Source organism: Amycolatopsis lurida (genome assembly GCF_900105055.1).
In the GTDB taxonomy this organism is placed as follows: domain Bacteria; phylum Actinomycetota; class Actinomycetes; order Mycobacteriales; family Pseudonocardiaceae; genus Amycolatopsis; species Amycolatopsis lurida.
Window position 1 is genome coordinate 228,673 of record NZ_FNTA01000002.1, and the last position, 17,607, is coordinate 246,279.

The window sequence follows — 17,607 nt, forward strand, 5'->3', positions numbered from 1 at the left end:
GGTTTGCTTGTTGTGCCTGGAAGGTACCGAAAAGATGACCGTGCTCGACACGACGGACGCCCCCGAAGCCGAACGAGCCGTCGCCCTGCCGGATCTGTTCGCCGCGCGGGTGCGCTCCACTCCCGACGCGATCGCCGTGGACGGCCACGGTGGACAGCTGACCTATGCCGAACTCGCCGACCGGGCCGCACGCCTCGCCACCCGGCTGACCCGGCTCGGAGTGCGTGCTGAGGACAGGGTCGGGTTGCTGCTCCAACGGTCCGCCGAACTCGTCGTCGCCGAACTGGCGATCGTGCTGGCGGGCGGGGTATACGTGCCGCTCGACCGGCGCGCCCCCGACGACCGCGCGCGGCTGGTGCTGGCCACCGCGGGGGTCTCGGTGCTGATCACCGACGAGCCGGAACGGGCCGCGCAAGTCCACAGTGGACGAATCGTGGTCGCGGGACGAGCCCTTCCGGCGCCGGACCTGGCGCCTCCGCGTGTCGACGCGGATCAGCTGGCGTATCTCATGCACACGTCCGGCTCGACCGGGACACCGAAGGGAGTCGCGGTCCGGCATCGGGACGTCGCGGCGCTGGCGGCCGACAGCCGGTTCGCGGGTGGTCCGCACCGCCGGGTCCTGCTGCATTCCCCGGCCGCCTTCGACGCGTCGACCTATGAGCTGTGGGTACCGCTGCTCAACGGCGGGACGGTGGTGATCGCGCCTCCGGGCGACCTGGACGTGGAGGCGCTGCGCGAGGTCGTCCGCCAGTACGCGGTCACTTCGCTTTGGCTGACCGCCGGGCTGTTCCGGGTCGTGGCGCAGGAGGCGCCGGACTGTTTCCTCGGCGTGGAAGAAGTATGGACGGGCGGCGACGTGGTCCCGGCGGCCGCTGTCCGCCGCGTGCTGGACGCCTGCCCAGGCCTTACCGTGACCGATGGCTACGGCCCCACCGAAACCACCACTTTCGCCACCGCGCGTGCGATGTCCACAAGGGACGGTGTGCCGGACTCCGTGCCGATCGGCCGCCCACTCGACGGAGTCCGCGCCCACGTCCTCGACGGCGCGTTGAACGCCGTCCCGGCCGGAGAGGCGGGGGAGCTGCATCTGGCCGGGGCCGGCCTGGCCCGTGGTTACTGGGGCGAGCCGGGTGCGACCGCGGACCGCTTCGTCGCCGATCCCGGCGTACCCGGCGGCCGGATGTACCGGACCGGCGATCTGGTGCGGTACAACGACGACGGCGAACTGGAGTTCCTCGGCCGGGCCGACGACCAGGTCAAGGTCCGCGGTTTCCGGGTCGAGCCCGGCGAGATCGAATCGGTGCTCGCCGCCGTGCCGGGTGTGGGCGAGGTCGTGGTCGTCGCCCGCGAGCAACGGCCGGGCGTCAAGCGGTTGGTCGCCTATGTCGTGGCCCGGCAGGGCGAGGCGCTCGCCGACCTGGCGGAGTCCGCGGCGGCGGTGTTGCCGGACTACATGGTGCCGTCGGCGTTCGTCGCCCTCGACGCGCTTCCCCTCAACGCCAACGGGAAGGTCGATCGCCGCGCACTGCCCGCGCCGCAGGAAGAGAGCCGGTCGGACACCGGGCCGAGTTCGGAAACCGAACGTGCCGTCGCCGAGGTGCTCGCCGGCGTGCTCGGAACGGACGATGTCGCGAGCGATGACGACTTCTTCGCCCTGGGTGGCGACTCGATCCTTGCGGTGCAGGCGTTGTCCCGACTGCGCCGGACCTTCGGCGTGACCTTGTCGGCTCGCGCGGTGTTCGACGCGCCCACCGTGACCGGGCTGGCCCGGCTGATCGACGAGGCGCGGCCCGCCGGGAACGACACGATCCCGGCCGCACCGTCGTCCCAGGTGGTCCCGCTTTCGCCCGCCCAGCGGCGCCTGTGGTTCCTCGACGAGCTGACCGGGGACAGCGCCGAATACAACACCGCGGTCGGTCTCCGGCTCTCCGGGCCGCTGGACCTCGACGCCCTGCGCGGCGCCCTGGCCGCGCTCTGCGCCCGCCACGAATCCCTGCGCACGACCTTCGACGAGGATTCCCAGCGCATCGCCGACACGGCCGAGATACCGCTGCGCGTCGAGGAAACCGTCGCGGACGACGCGACGTTGGCGGCGGAAGTGAGCGTGCCGTTCGACCTGCGCACCGGCCCGCTGACGAGAGCCACGCTCTATCGTCAGGCGCCGGAGGAGCACCTGCTCGTCCTGTGCCAGCACCACATCGTCACCGACGGCCGGTCGATCGGCATCCTGACCGGCGAGCTTCTGGACTTCTACGCCGGTGCGACCCCGCCGCCGCTGGAGTCGGGCTACCGCGATTACACGCACTGGCGTCGTCAGACCGGCGACGACGCCCAGCTCGGCTACTGGCGTGAAGCGCTCGAAGGACTCGAACCGCTCGCTTTCCCGACCGATCGCCCGAGACCGGCCCAGCGCGGTACGGCGGGTGCGGTACACCGTCACGATCTGCCCGCGGACCTGGTCCGCGGCCTCACCGCCGTGGGACGTCCGCACGGGGCGACGTTGTTCATGACCCTCACCGCGGCCGTGCAAGTCCTCCTGTCGGCTTACGGAGGTCAGCGCGACATCGCCGTGGGCACCGCGGTCGCCGGACGGGACCGGCCCGAGTGGGAGCCGCTGACGGGGTTCTTCGTGAACACCCTCGTGCTGCGCTCCCGGATCGATCGCACGCGGCCGTTCCCGGAGTTCCTGGCCGGGTTCCGGGAGACGGTGCTGGAGGCGTTCGCGCACGCCGACGCCCCCTTCGACCGCGTCGTCGAAGCGGTACAGCCGGAGCGGGATCCGTCGCGGACTCCGCTGGTGCAGGCGGTGGTCGTCCTGCAGAGCCCGCTGGTCCGCCCGCGTGAGGTCGCCGGCCTGCGGGTCTCGGAGTTCGACCTGCCCCGGCCGTCGGCCCGGTTCGACCTGGTCGTCGAGTTCTGGCCGACGGAAGACGGCCTGCGGGTCACCGTCGAGTACGCCACCGCGCTCTTCGACGGCGCGACGATCGAGCGGCTGACCGAGAGCCTGGAAGCCCTCCTCGCCGGGATCGCCGCCGAACCCGGCCGCCTGGTCGGCGAGCTTCCGCTGCTCACTGAGGCCGACCGCCGGCTCCTGCCGTCGCCGGATCCCGCGCCGTCGATGACCATCACGCGCCTGTTCGACCATCATGCCGGGCAGCATCCGGATGCCCCCGCGGTGCTCTTCGGTGAGGCGCGCCTCGGCTACGGCCAACTGCGTGACGAGGCCGACCGGCTGGCGGGACGGCTGATCGAGCTCGGCGTGCGCCCGGAGGACCGGGTGGGCGTGCTGATGGACCGCTCAGCCGACCTCGTGGTGGCATTGCTGGCGATCCTCAAGGCCGGCGCCGCCTATTTGCCGCTCGACCTGCGTGCTCCGGCCGATCGCCTGCGCCTGCTGCTCGACGGCACATCGCTGCTGCTCACCGACGAGACTTGGCACGAAACCGCCGCCACCGTCCACAAAGGACGGATACTGACGCTGCCCGCCACCGGGGACGTGGCCACGGTCACGGTCGAACCGGCGAATCTGGCCTATGTCGAATACACCTCCGGCTCCACCGGTGTACCGAAGGGCGTGTCGGTCCGGCACACCGACGTGGTCGCGCTGGCCACCGACCCCCGCTTCACCGGTGGCGCGCACGAGCGCGTGCTGCTGCACTCTCCGCTGGCGTTCGACGCCTCCACCTACGAGCTGTGGGTCCCGCTCCTGAACGGTGGCACCGTGGTCGTCGCGCCGCCGGGGGACGTCGACGCGGAGGTCGTCCGTGAGCTGACCGCGCGGCACGGTGTCACCGCCCTCTGGCTCACCGCTGGTCTCTTCCGGCTTTTCGCCGGTGACGCGCCCGAGTGCTTCCGCGGCCTGCGGGAGATCTGGACCGGTGGCGACGTCGTGCCACCCGAAGCCGTGCGCCGCGTGCTGGAGAGTTGTCCCGGCGTCACGGTCGTCGACGGCTACGGACCGACCGAGACCACCACGTTCGCGACCTCCTTCCGCATGACTTCCGCGGAGACGGTGCCCGAGACCATCCCGATCGGGACCCCGCTGACGGGAATGGGTGTCTACGTGCTCGACGACGGACTGCGGCCGGTCCCGCGCGGCGCGCTCGGCGAGATCTGTGTCGCGGGCCCAGGGCTCGCCCGCGGGTATGCCGACCGCCCGGGTGCGACGGCGGATCGGTTCGTCGCCTGCCCGTACGGCGCCCCTGGCGAACGCATGTACCGCACCGGCGACCGCGGCCGGTGGCGGGCCGACGGGACCCTCGAGTTCGCCGGCCGGGCCGACGACCAGCTCAAGGTCCGGGGCTTCCGGGTCGAACCCGGCGAGGTGGAACGTGCCCTCACCGCCCGGCCCGAGGTCGCGGAAGCGGTGGTGACGGCGCGTACCGGATCCGGTCGCAAGCACCTGGTCGCCTACGTGGTGGCCGCGGACGGCTCCACAGTGGACACTGAGGTGCTGCGCGAATCCCTCGGCCGGAGCCTGCCGGACTATCTCGTGCCGTCGGCGTTCGTCGTCCTCGACGCGCTTCCCCTCAACCCGAACGGGAAGGTCGACCGGCGCGTACTGCCGGAGCCGAGCTTCGAGCCCGCCGCGAGCGGGGGCACGGCGCCGCGGACCGAGCGGGAAGCGGTGCTCGCGGGGATCTGGGCGGACGTACTCGGTCTCGACCGGGTCGGTGTCGAGGACAACTTCTTCGCCCTCGGCGGCGACTCGATCCTCGGCATCCAGGTCAGCGCGCAGGCCAGGAAGGCGGGGCTGGCGATCACGACGGCGGATTTGTTCCGGCATCAGACCGTCGCCGCGCTCGCCCCGGCCTCGACCGAAGTCTCCACGGTCGAGGACCGCGGTCCCGTCTCCGGGGACGTCGTGGCGACCCCGATTCAACGCTGGTTCTTCGACACGATCCCCGAGCCCGCCCGGTTCGATCAGGCCATCGCGGTCGAACTGGCGCACGGCACCGACGAGGCCGCGCTCGCCGCCGCCATCGACGCGGTGATCGAGCACCACGACGCGTTGCGGACGACCTTCACCCGTGACGGAGACCAGTGGCGGCTGCGCATCACCGCGGTCGAGGACGGGCATTCGCTGCTGCGCTGGAGCTTGTCCGGCCCTCCGGGGCGGCGCGTACTGCACCTGTCCGCGCACCATCTCGCCGTCGACGGCGTGTCCTGGCGGATCCTGCTCGACGACCTCGACCAGGCCTATCGGAAGGCTGATTTCGGGCCGAGGACGACCTCGTTCCAGGACTGGGCGGCACGCCTCGCGGATCATGCCGCAGCGGGCGGATTCGACGACGAACTGGAGCACTGGCGTTCGATCCCCGAGGTCACGCCGATCCCGGTCGACGGGATCGGTGCGAACACGGTGGACCGAGCCCGCGCGGTGACGGTCCGGCTGACCGCCGACGAGACGCGGTCATTGCTGCGGCACGTCCCCGAGGCCTACCGGACGCAGGTCAACGACCTCCTGCTCACCGCGCTCGGCCGGACGTTGCGGGACTGGACCGGCCGGGTCCCGGTGATCGATTTGGAGGGCCACGGCCGGGAGGACCTGTTCGACGGCGTGGATCTGTCGCGCACGGTGGGCTGGTTCACCAGCCTGTTCCCGGTGGCGCTGGACGTCCCGGACGAATGGGGCACGGCGATCAAAACCGTGAAGGAGCGGCTGCGGTCGGTCCCGCGACGCGGCATCGGCTATGGCGCGCTGCGGTATCTCTCCGGGACGGCGCCGAGCATCGATCCCCAGATCAGCTTCAACTACCTCGGGCAGTTCGAGCTCACCGGGGAGCTCTACACCGGCTCGCCCGGCGAACTGTCCCTGGTCGCCGACCCCGGCGGCGTCCGTCCTCATCTGCTCGACGTGGTCGGCCAGGTCACCGGCGACACGCTGGAGTTCACCTGGCATTACGCGGAAGGCGTGCACGAAGAGGCGACCGTGACCCGGTTGGCCGACGGCATGCTGGAGAACCTGCGCGGACTCCTCGGGCACTGCGCCGAACCCGGCGCGGGTGGGCGGACGCCGTCGGACTTCCCGCTGGCGGGCCTCGACCAGTCCACTGTGGACGAGCTGGTCGGCGACGGCCGGGACGTGGAGGACGTGTACCCGCTGACGCCGATGCAGGCCGGCATGGTGTTCCACAGCCTGGCCCAGCCGGGCGATCGCAACTACTTCGAACAGATCACCTTCACCGTCGACGACGTTCCCGACCCGCGGGCACTCGTCGCGGCCTGGCGGCGGGTGGTGGCCCGGACCCCGGTCCTGCGCAGCCGGATCGTCTGGGAAGGGGTACCACGTCCGCTGCAGGTCGTGCGGCGTTCGGCGGAGATCCCGGTGAGCTGCCCGGACTGGTCCACAGTGGACGCCGAGGAAGCACTGCGGCTCCGGTTGGCCGAAGACCTCGCCGAAGGGCTCGATCTGGCCCGTGCCCCGCTGACGCGGCTGGTCGTCGCCAAGGAGTCGGCGACCTCGGTGCGGGTGATCTGGACGTTCCATCACGTACTACTGGACGGCTGGAGCGTCTTCGGCGTCCTGTCCGACGTCCTCGCCGTGCTGCGCGGTGAAGAACCGCCGGTGCGGCGTCCGTTCCGCGACTACGCCGAGTGGCTCGCCGCACAGGACGACGAGGCCGCCGAAGCCCACTGGCGGGCCGAACTCGACGGAGTGACGCCGACACCGCTTCCCGGCGTTCACGGCGCCCGGGCACACGCCGCCAGCTCGTCCGCCCGGGTACCGGTGGACTTCGACGACGCCACGACCGCCCGGATCACCTCGTTCGCGCGGCGGCACCACCTGACGCTCAACACGATCGTCCAGGGCGCCTGGGCGGCGTTGCTGTCCCGCTACAGCGGCGAAGCCGAGGTGTGTTTCGGCGCGACGGTGTCGGGCAGGCCGATCGAGTTGCCGGGAGCGGACGACATCCAGGGCCTGTTCATCGACACCCTGCCGGTGCGGGTCAGACTCGACTCCGGGCGCGGCCTCGTCGACTGGCTTCGGGAACTACAGGCGGCGCAGGCGGAATCCCGCCGGTTCGGCCATGTCGGCTTGCCGCGGTTGCAGTCCTGGAGCGACACCGGCGGCAGCCTGTTCGACAGCATCATCGTCTTCGAGAACTATCCGGTGGCGGACGTCGCGGGAGTGCGGGACGTCCGCGCGGCCGAACGCACCAACTACCCGCTCGGCGTCGTCGCGTATCCGGGCCGCCGGATGTCGCTGATGCTGACCCACGACCCCGACCTGATCGGACCGGAGCTCGCCCGGCAGCTCGCCGGGCACCTCGAAACGCTGATCCGTGGCTTCGTGGACACACCGTACGAGCCCGTGAGCCGGGTGCCGATGCTGTCGGGCCCGGAGATCCGGCACCTGCTTCGCGACCGCGACGCCACCGCCCGGCCGATCCCGGAAGGGACGGTGCCCGAGCTGTTCGAGGCCCGCGCACGCCGGAATCCCGGCGCCGTCGCGCTGGTGACCGATGCGGAGACCGTCACCTACGGCGAACTCGACGTCCGGGCGAACCGGCTGGCGAACCGGCTGCGCGAGCTCGGCGTCCGCGCCGAAAACCGGGTCGCGCTCCTGATGGACCGTTCGCCCGCCCTCGTCGTGGCCGAGCTCGCGATCCTCAAGGCAGGCGGGGCCTATCTGCCGTTGGATCTGCGCGCGCCTGCCGAGCGGTTGCGGCTGCTGCTGAGCGAAGCCGAAGCGGACGTCCTCGTCACCGATCAGGCCTGGCTGTCCACCGCCGAAGAGATCCACGACGGCGTGATCGTCACGGACACGGGTGACGCCCCGGAGACACCCCCTGGGGTGACGACCGACCCCGAACAACTCGCCTATGTCATCTACACCTCGGGCTCGACCGGTAAGCCGAAGGGGGTCGCCGCCCGGCATCGCGACGTCCTCGCTCTGGCGGCCGACCGGCGCTTCGCGGCCCACGACCGGGTGCTGCTGCACTCACCACAGGCCTTCGACGCGTCCACGTACGAGTTGTGGGTGCCGTTGCTGAACGGCGGAACGGTCGTCCTGGCGCCGCCGGGGGAGCTCGACGTCCACACGCTCGGCCGCGTCATCACCACGCACGCCGTGACGGGAGTCTTCATGACGACCGGCCTGTTCCGGCTCGTCGCGCAGGAGGCCCCGCAGATGTTCGCCGGCGTGCGGGAAGTCTGGACGGGCGGCGACGCCGTTCCCGCCGTCGCGCTGCGCAGGGTCCGGGCCGCGTGCCCGCGGACACTGGTCGCCGACGTCTACGGTCCCACCGAGACCACGACCTTCGCCACCGTGCATCCGCTGCCGGACGAGGTGCCCGACGTCGTGCCGATCGGGGCACCTCTGGCCAACACCCGCGGCTATGTCCTCGACGACGGCCTGAACCTGGCACCGGCAGGGGCACCCGGCGAGCTGCATATCGCCGGGGCCGGGCTCGCGCGTGGCTACCTCGGACGGCCGGGGCTGACCGCGGACCGCTTCGTCGCGGATCCGTTCGGACCGCCGGGGGAGCGGATGTACCGCACCGGCGACGTCGTGCGCTGGAACGACGAGGAGGCACTGGAATTCGTCGGCCGGGTGGACGAGCAGGTCAAGATCCGCGGCTTCCGCGTCGAACCGAGCGAGATCGAGGCCGCGCTGGGCGAACACCCCGGCGTCGAGCAGGCGGCCGTACTGGCCCGCGCGGACGGCGGGGTGAAACGGCTGGTCGCCTACATCGTCGGCGAGACCGAAGGGCTCGGGGAATTCCTGGGGCGGACCCTGCCGGACTACATGGTCCCGGCCGCGTTCGTCCGGTTGGCCGAATTCCCGGTCAACGTCAACGGGAAGCTCGACCGCACCGCGCTGCCCGCGCCGGATTTCGGGGCCCGTGACCACGTCGTGCCCCGCACCGAGCGCGAGCTCGTGCTCGCCGGGATCTGGGCCGAGGTGCTGGGTGTCGAACGGGTCGGCGCGACGGATGACTTCTTCGAACTGGGCGGCGACTCGATCCTCAGCATCCAGGTGGTGTCCAAGGCCCGGCGCGCCGGGCTGGAACTGCTGCCCGGCGACCTGTTCGCCCATCGGACCCCGGCGGCGCTCGCCGCCGCGGCGCGCACCGCCACCGAGGCCGTCCACCGCGGTCCGGTCAGCGGCGAGGTGCCATTCACCCCGATCCAGCGGTGGTTCTTCGCGACCCAGACCGCCGATCCGGAGCATTTCCACCAGTTCGTCCCTTTAGGACCTGAGCGGATCGATCGCGCCGCGGCGCGCAAGACCGTGGACGCGCTGCTGGAGCACCACGACGCGCTGCGAATGCGATTCACCCACGACGACGGCTGGAAGCAGGAGAACGGTCCTGTCGGGGCCGGGACACCGCTGATCCGCCTCGACATCTCCGAGCGCGGCGTCACCCTCGCCGTGCACCACCTCGTCGTCGACGGCGTTTCGTGGCGGGTGCTCGCCGAGGACTTCGACCGCGGTTACGCCCAGGCGCTGCGAGGCGAGGCGATCGACCTCGGGCCGCGCACCACCTCCTTCCGGGAGTGGGCGATCAGGCTCGCCGAACACACCGCCGACGGCGGATTCGACGACGAACTGCCGTACTGGCGAGGGATTCCCGAGAACACCTCGATCCCGGTCGACGGCGAGGGCGAGGCCACGGTCGCCTCGATGCGTGAGGTCACCGTGCGGCTTCCCGAAGCGGAAACCGAGGCGCTGCTGAGGGAAGTGCCCGCCGTCTATCGCACGCAGGTCAACGACGTGCTGCTGACCGCGCTGGGCCGGGTGCTGCGGGACTGGACGGGTAAGGTGCCGGTCGTCGACCTGGAAGGACACGGCCGCGAGGACCTGTTCGACGACGTCGACCTGTCCCGCACGGTGGGCTGGTTCACCAGCGTCTTCCCGGTCGCGCTGGACGTCCCCGAAGACTGGGGTACGGCCCTGAAATCGGTGAAAGAGCAGCTCCGGGCCGTGCCCCGGCGCGGGATCGGGTACGGCGCCCTGCGTCACCTCGCCGGGACCGCGCCGTCGATCGACCCGGCGGTGAGCTTCAACTACCTCGGCCGCTTCACCTCGGGCAGGCTGGAATCCGACGAGAGCGAGCTTTCGGCACGGGCGCATCTGCTCGACGTGGTCGGCCGCGTCGAGTCCGGCGAGCTCGAACTGACCTGGTACTACACCGAGGGTGTCCATCGTGAGTCCACAGTGGACATGCTCGCCGGTGCGATGCTGGCTGCCCTCCGGAAGATCATCGCGCACTGTGCGGCGCCGGAGGCCGGTGGGCGGACCCCGTCCGACTTCCCGCTGCTCGCGCTCGATCAAGCCACAGTGGACACCCTCGCCGGCGACGGCAGGGCGATCGAGGACCTCTACCCGCTCACGCCGATGCAGGCGGGGATGGTGTTCCACTCGCTGTCGCAGCGGGAAGAACGACTCTATTTCCAGCAGGTCGGGTTCGTCGTCGAAGGTGTCGAGGACGTCGACGCGCTCGCCGAGGCCTGGCAGCGCGTCGTCGACCGCACCCCCGTGCTGCGCACGAAGATCACCTGGGAAGGCGTGCCGGAACCGGTGCAGGTGGTGCGTCGGCACGTGGCCGTCCCGGTCACCCGGCTCGACTGGCGTGCCCACACGCCCGCGGGACAGGAGCGGTTCTGGCAGGAGGTGCTGTCCGCGGACCGTGCCGAAGGGCTGGACCTGGACGGTGAAGCCCTGCTGCGGCTGACCCTGGCGCGGCTTTCGGACACGGAAGTCCGGGTGCTGTGGACGTTCCACCATGTCCTGCTCGACGGCTGGAGCGTCTTCGGAGTGCTGTCCGACGTGTTCACCGCCTATTCCGGGGGCGAACCGCCCGAGCGGCCGCCGTTCCGGGACTACGTCGCGTGGCTGGGCCGTCAGGACGACACCGAGGCGGAACGCCACTGGCGCCGCGAGCTCGGTGACTTCACCGCGTCCGCCCGGCTCACGGCGCGGGACCACACGAGCCGGTCGGCCGAGTGGCTGCGGGTCCGGGTCGAGAGCTCCGCGCGGCTCGGGGAAGCCACGCGCAAGGCGGGCCTCACGATGAACACCGTCCTGCAGGGCGCGTGGGCGCTGGTGCTGTCCCGGCTGACCGGGGAACGCGACGTCTGTTTCGGCACCACCGTGTCCGGTCGCCCGGTCGACCTGACCGGCGCCGACGACATCACCGGGATCTTCATCAACACGCTCCCGGTACGCGTCACCACCGACCGGTCGCCGGTCGCGCGATGGCTGGCGGCGTTGCAGGACCGGCAAGTGGAGTCCCGCAGGTACGGGCATCTGCCACTGACGAAGCTGCAGGCGTGGAGCGGGGCCGGCGGCAGCCTCTTCGACAGCATCGTCGTCTTCGAGAACTACCCGATCGACTCGGCGACGCGTGCCGGACTGCGGTTGCGTGACGTCGACGCCGCCGAAACGACGAACTACCCGATCAGTGTCGTCGCGTCGCCGGGAGAACGGCTGAGCCTCGATGTCGGCTACGACCCCGATCTGTTCGACGCCGCGACGGCCGAGCGGATCACGGACCAGCTCGTCGGCGTACTCGACGCCTTCGCCGAAGACCTGAACCGTCCGCTCGACGGCATCGACCTGCTCACCGACGCCGAACGGCTCCAGATACTCGGTGACTGGAACGACACCGCGTATCCGCTGCCGGAAGGAAGTCTCGCCGAGCTCTTCGGACGGCAGGTCGCGCACGCTCCCGGCGCGGTCGCCCTCGACGGCGACGGCGTCCGCCTGACGTACGCGGAACTGGACGAGCGCGCGGACCGGCTCGCTCGGCGTCTCGTGTCGCTCGGCGCCGGTCCGGAAACCGTGGTCGGCGTGCTCATGGACCGTTCCCCGGAGTTGGTCGTCGCCGAACTCGCCGTGATCAAGGCAGGGGCGGCGTATCTCCCGCTGGACACGAGGGCGCCCGCACCACGGTTGACGACCCTGCTGGACGGCGTGCCGATCCTCGTCACCGATCGGGCCCGTGCCGAGTCGGTGGTCCACAATGGACAGATTGTCGTTCCCGACGGCCGGACGGCGGACGTGGCGCTGCCCGAGGCGGCGCCGGACAACCTCGCGTACGTGATGTACACGTCCGGTTCGACGGGCAGGCCGAAGGGTGTGGCCGTACGCCAGCGTGACGTCGTCGCCCTCGCCGCCGACCGTCGCTTCGCCGCGCACGAGCGGGTGCTGCTGCACGCTTCGCCCGCCTTCGACGCCTCCACTTACGAGCTGTGGGTTCCGCTGCTCAACGGCGGCACCGTCGTCGTGGCGCCCCCGGGCGACCTCGACGTGGACACCCTCCGGCGGATCATCGCCGAGTACGAGGTCCACGGGGCTTTCTTCACCGCCGGGCTGTTCCGGCTGCTCGCGCAGGAGGCTCCGGAGACCTTCCGCGGGATGCGCGAGGTGTGGGCGGGCGGCGACGTCGTCCCGGCCGCCGCGGTCCGGCGGGTGCGGGAGGCGTGCCCGGGCACGGTCGTCGTCGACGGCTACGGTCCGACCGAGACGACGACCTTCGCCACCTCGCATCCGATCCCGGCCGAAGTCCCCGGTGCCGTCCCGATCGGGAAACCGCTCGACAACATGCGGACCTACGTCCTCGACGCCGAGCTGCGGCTCGTACCGCAGGGCGTGCCCGGCGAGCTGTACATCACCGGGGCCGGACTCGCTCGCGGGTACTTCGGTGATCCGGCGCTGACCGCCGACCGGTTCGTGCCCGACCCGTTCGGCCCGCCGGGAGAGCGGATGTACCGCACCGGGGACCTCGTTCGCTGGACCCCGCGCGGGGAACTGGAGTACACCGGGCGCGCCGACGAGCAGGTCAAGGTCCGCGGTTTCCGGATCGAACCGGCGGAGATCGAGGCCGCGCTGACCGCGCATCCGGGCGTCGGCCAGGCCGCGGTGCTGACCAGGGAGGATCACGGCGTCAAACGGCTCGTCGCCTACCACACCGGCGACGCGGACGGCCTCGCCGAATTCCTCGGCCGCTCCCTCCCCGACTACATGGTGCCCGCCGCGTTCGTCCGGCTCGACCGCTTCCCGTTGAACGCCAACGGGAAGATCGACCGTCGCGCCCTGCCCGCGCCGGACTTCGGCGGCAAGACGGCCAGGACCGAGCCCGCGACCGAGGCCGAACGCGCGCTCGCCGCGATCTGGTCCGACGTGCTCGGCGTCGCGGACGTCGGCGCCGAGGCCAACTTCTTCGAACTGGGCGGCGACTCGATCCTCAGCATCCAGGTCGTGTCGCGTGCCCGCCGCGCCGGGCTGAGCCTGCTGCCCCACGACGTCTTCCGGCATCCGACCCTCGCCGCGCTGGCCGCGCACGCCGGTGGCGACGCCGGGCCGCGCGCCGAACAGGGGCCGGTGACCGGGGCGGCGCCCCTCACCCCGATCCAGCACTGGTACTTCGACACCCTGCCGGACCGGTTCGACCAGCGAGTGGTGCTGGAATTCGCCGAGGACGTCGACGAAGCCGCGCTGCGCCGCGCGCTGGAAGCCGTGTGGGCGCACCACGACGGGCTGCGGCTGCGGTTCGGACGCGACGGCGTCCAGCACGGCGAACCGGTGTGGCAGGCGGACCTCCTCACCGACGAGATCGTCTTCGACCTCGGACGCGGTCCCTTGCTGGCGGCGGTGCTCGACGGGCGGCGGCTGACCCTGGCCGCGCACCACTTGGTCGTCGACGGCGTCTCGTGGCGAATCCTGCTGGAGGATCTGGAAACCGCCTACCGCGGGGGCGAACTCGGGCCGAAGACCACGTCGTACCTGGAGTGGGCCAGGCGGTTGGCCGAGCATGCCGGGTCCGGCGGATTCGACGACGAACTGGCGTACTGGCGCGGGATCCCGGCGCCGACGCCGGACGCCGGACCGGCCACGGTCGCCGACACGGGCGAGGTGACGGTCCGGCTCACCGCCGAGGAGACCCGGGCACTTCTCCAGGACGTTCCCGAGGTCTACCGCACGCAGGTCAACGACGTGCTGCTCGCCGCGCTGGGCCGTGTCCTCCGGGACTGGACCGGGCGGATCCCGGTGATCGACCTGGAGGGTCACGGGCGCGAGGACCTGTTCGACGACGTCGACCTCTCTCGCACCGTCGGCTGGTTCACCAGCATGTTCCCCGTGGCACTCGACGTCCCGGACGGCTGGGGCGCCGCCCTCAAAGTGGTGAAGGAACAGCTCCGCGCGGTGCCGCGGCGGGGGATCGGGTACGGCGCCCTGCGCTACCTCACCGGCACCGCGCCGGTCATCGATCCCGAGGTCGGCTTCAACTACCTCGGCCGGTTCGGCGACGCGGAGGCGGGCGCGTTCCGGACCGGCGCCCTCGGCGCCGACGTCGACCCGGCCGCTCCCGCCGGCCACACGCTCGACATCGTCGGCCACGTCTTGGCCGGGACCCTGGAGCTGAGCTGGACGTATGTCACGACCCGGCACGATCGCGGCGTCGTCGAAGAGCTGGCGGAGCGGATGCTGGCCGCCCTGCGCGAGATCATCGCGCACTGCGGGTCACCGGAGGCCGGCGGCCGCACGCCGTCGGACTTCCCGCTCGCCGCCCTCGATCAGTCCACAGTGGACACTTTGGTCGGCGACGGCCGGACGGTCGAGGACGTCTACCCGGTGACGCCCATGCAGGGCGGGATGCTGTTCCACGGCCTTTCCCAGACCGAGCAAGGCATGTACGTCGAGCAGGCGACGTTCGTCCTCGAAGGTGTCACCGACCTCGACCGGCTCGCCGCGGCATGGCAGCGGGTCGTGGACCGGACACCGGTCCTGCGGACGGCGTTCGTCTGGGCCGGGGTCGAGGAGCCACTGCAGGTGGTGCACCGGGAGGTGCGGCTGCCGATCCGAGTGCTCGACGGGACCGGTCACGATCTCCGGCAGCTCCTCGCGGAGGACCGCGAACAAGGGCTCGACCTCGGCGAGGCACCGCTGATGCGTGTGGCCCTCGTGCGGTCGTCGGCGACCGAAGTCCAGGTGCTGTGGACGTTCCACCACGCGCTGCTCGACGGTTGGAGCGTCTTCCACGTCCTCTCCGACGTCTGTGGCGCCTACGCCGGGCAGACCCTGCCCGCCAGGCCACCGTTCCGGGACTACCTCGCCTGGCTGGGCGACCTCGACCGGACCGACGCCGAACGCTTCTGGCGTCGTACCCTCTCGGGGATCGACGGTCCGACGCCCGTTCCCGGCGACTGGGCACTCGCGGCCGGGCACATCGCCTGTTCGTCCGAGTGGCTGCCCGTACGCCTGGACGAGGCGGCGACGAGCGGGCTCGACGAGTTCGTCAAACGCCACGGCCTCACGCACAACGCGGTCCTCCAAGGGGCATGGGCCCTGCTGCTGTCGGCTTACAGCGGCCAGGACGACGTCGTGTTCGGCTCCACCGTCTCCGGCCGCCCGCCCGAGATGACCGGCGTGGACGCGATCACCGGCATCTTCATCAACACGCTGCCGGTCAGGATCGGGATCGACCGTGGTGCCCGCGTCGCCGACTGGCTCGCGGATCTTCAGGCGAGCCAGGCCGAGGCACGCCGCCACGGACATCTTCCGCTCGCAATGGTCCAAGGCTGGGCGGAGCTGCCCGGGGGAGTGAACCTCTGCGAGAGCCTGGTGGTGTTCGAGAACTATCCGATCACCAGTGCCGAAGCCGGCCACGGCCTGACCGTGCGAGACCTGTCGGCCCGCGAGACGACGAACTTCCCGCTGACGGTCGTCGCGTCGCCTGGTCGTGAGCTGAACGTCGACCTGGGTTACGACCCGGCCTTGTTCGACGCCGAAACGGTGAGCCGGCTGGCCGGTCACCTGCTCACGCTGCTCCGGGAACTGACGGTGGACGGCGCTCGGGCGATCACCGACGTGTCGATGCTGACCCCGACGGAGGAACTGCTCCTGGCGGAATGGACGGAAACCGGTACGGCGGCCCCCGCCCGGTCGCTGCCGGAACTCTTCGCCGAGCAGGTCCGCGCCCGGCCCGACGTGGTCGCGGCCGTCCTCGACGGCGAGCCGGTCACCTATGCCGAGCTGAACCGGCGGGCGAACCGGCTGGCCAACCGCCTGATCGGGCTCGGCCTGCGCCCCGAGGAACCGGTCGGCCTCGTCACGAGCAGGGCGGGCACCGTCGTGGCGGAACTGGCCGTGGTCAAGGCGGGCGGCGCGTATCTGCCGGTCGACACGCGCGCCCCGGCGGAACGGCGGCAGACGCTGCTCGACGGTGTGCGGTTCGTCGTGTCCGACATGGAGTATCCGAACGCCATCCGGCTGTCCTCGGTGGACGACGAGCCGGACGGCGACCCCGTCGTGGTCGTCGATCCCGACCAGCTGGCGTACGTCATGTACACCTCCGGGTCCACCGGCACGCCGAAGGGCGTCGCGGTGCGGCACCGCGACGTCGCCGCCTTGGCCGCGGACAGCCGGTTCCGCGGCGGGGCGCACGAACGGGTGCTGCTGCATTCCCCGGCGGCCTTCGACGCGACCACCTACGAACTGTGGGTACCGCTGCTCACCGGCGGCCGCGTCGTCACGGCCCCGGACGGCGACCTCGACGCGCACCGCCTGCGGGCCTTGATCCGCGAGCACGGCCTGACCGGGATGTGGGTCACGGCGGGTCTGTTCCGGGTGCTGGCGCAGGAAAGCCCGGACTGCTTCACCGGACTGCGGGAGGTGTGGACCGGCGGCGACGTCGTGCCCACCGAGGCGGTGCGGCGCGTGCTGGGTGCCTGCCAGGGCCTGCGCGTCGTCGACGGCTACGGCCCGACCGAGACGACCACCTTCGCCACCGCCCATCCGATGGACGAGATGGTTCCGGACCGGGTGCCCATCGGCACACCGCTGGACGGCATGGTCGCCCGCGTACTGGATCCGGACCTGCGCCCGGTACCGCCGGGAGTGCCGGGCGAGCTGTACCTCGCCGGTGCGGGACTCGCCCGTGGCTATCGCGACCAGCCCGGTCTGACCGCCGACCGGTTCCTCGCGGCCCCGGGCGGACAGCGGATGTATCGCACCGGCGACGTGGTCCGCTGGACCGGAGTGGGCACCCTCGAATTCCTCGGGCGGGCGGACGACCAGGTGAAGCTGCGCGGGTTCCGGGTCGAGCCCGGTGAGGCCGAAGCCGTGCTGGCCCGGCATCCCGCCGTGGCGCAGGCCGCGGTCGTCGTCCGCGAAGACCAGCCCGGCCTGAAGCAACTCGTCGCCTACGTCGTGTCGGAAGCCGGGCAGGACACTCTGCGGGACTTCTTGGCCGAACGGCTGCCGGAGTACCTGGTGCCGTCGGCGTTCGTCGCGCTGGACCGGATCCCGGTCAGTGCCAACGGAAAGCTCGATCGCAAGGCATTGCCCGCACCGGCCGAGCGGGAGAGCGGGTACGTCGAGCCGGAAACCGAAACCGAACTGGCGCTGGCCGGGATCTGGGCCGAAGTGCTCGGCGTGGAGCGGATCGGCGTCGAGGACAACTTCTTCGCCCTCGGCGGGGATTCGCTGCGGAGCCTGCACATCGCGGCCAAGGCGGGCGCCTTGTTCGCGGTCCGGCTCACCCCGGCCGACGTCCTGACCGCGCGCACCGTCGCGGGGCTGGCCGGAACGGTCGAAGAACTCATCTTGGGCGAGCTCGAAAGCCTCGCCTCCGAAACGGAAGCGTGAGGACGCCA

1 protein-coding gene is annotated in these 17,607 nt (G+C 71.4%); it reads left to right on the top strand.

Going from position 1 to position 17,607, the window contains the following annotated elements; genetic code table 11:
• Positions 1-10: 10 nt before the first annotated feature.
• On the top strand, positions 11-17,599 hold the full coding sequence (locus tag BLW75_RS01325; protein WP_422108414.1) for a non-ribosomal peptide synthetase: 17,589 nt from the start codon (positions 11-13) through the stop codon (positions 17,597-17,599).
• Positions 17,600-17,607 lie beyond the last annotated feature (8 nt).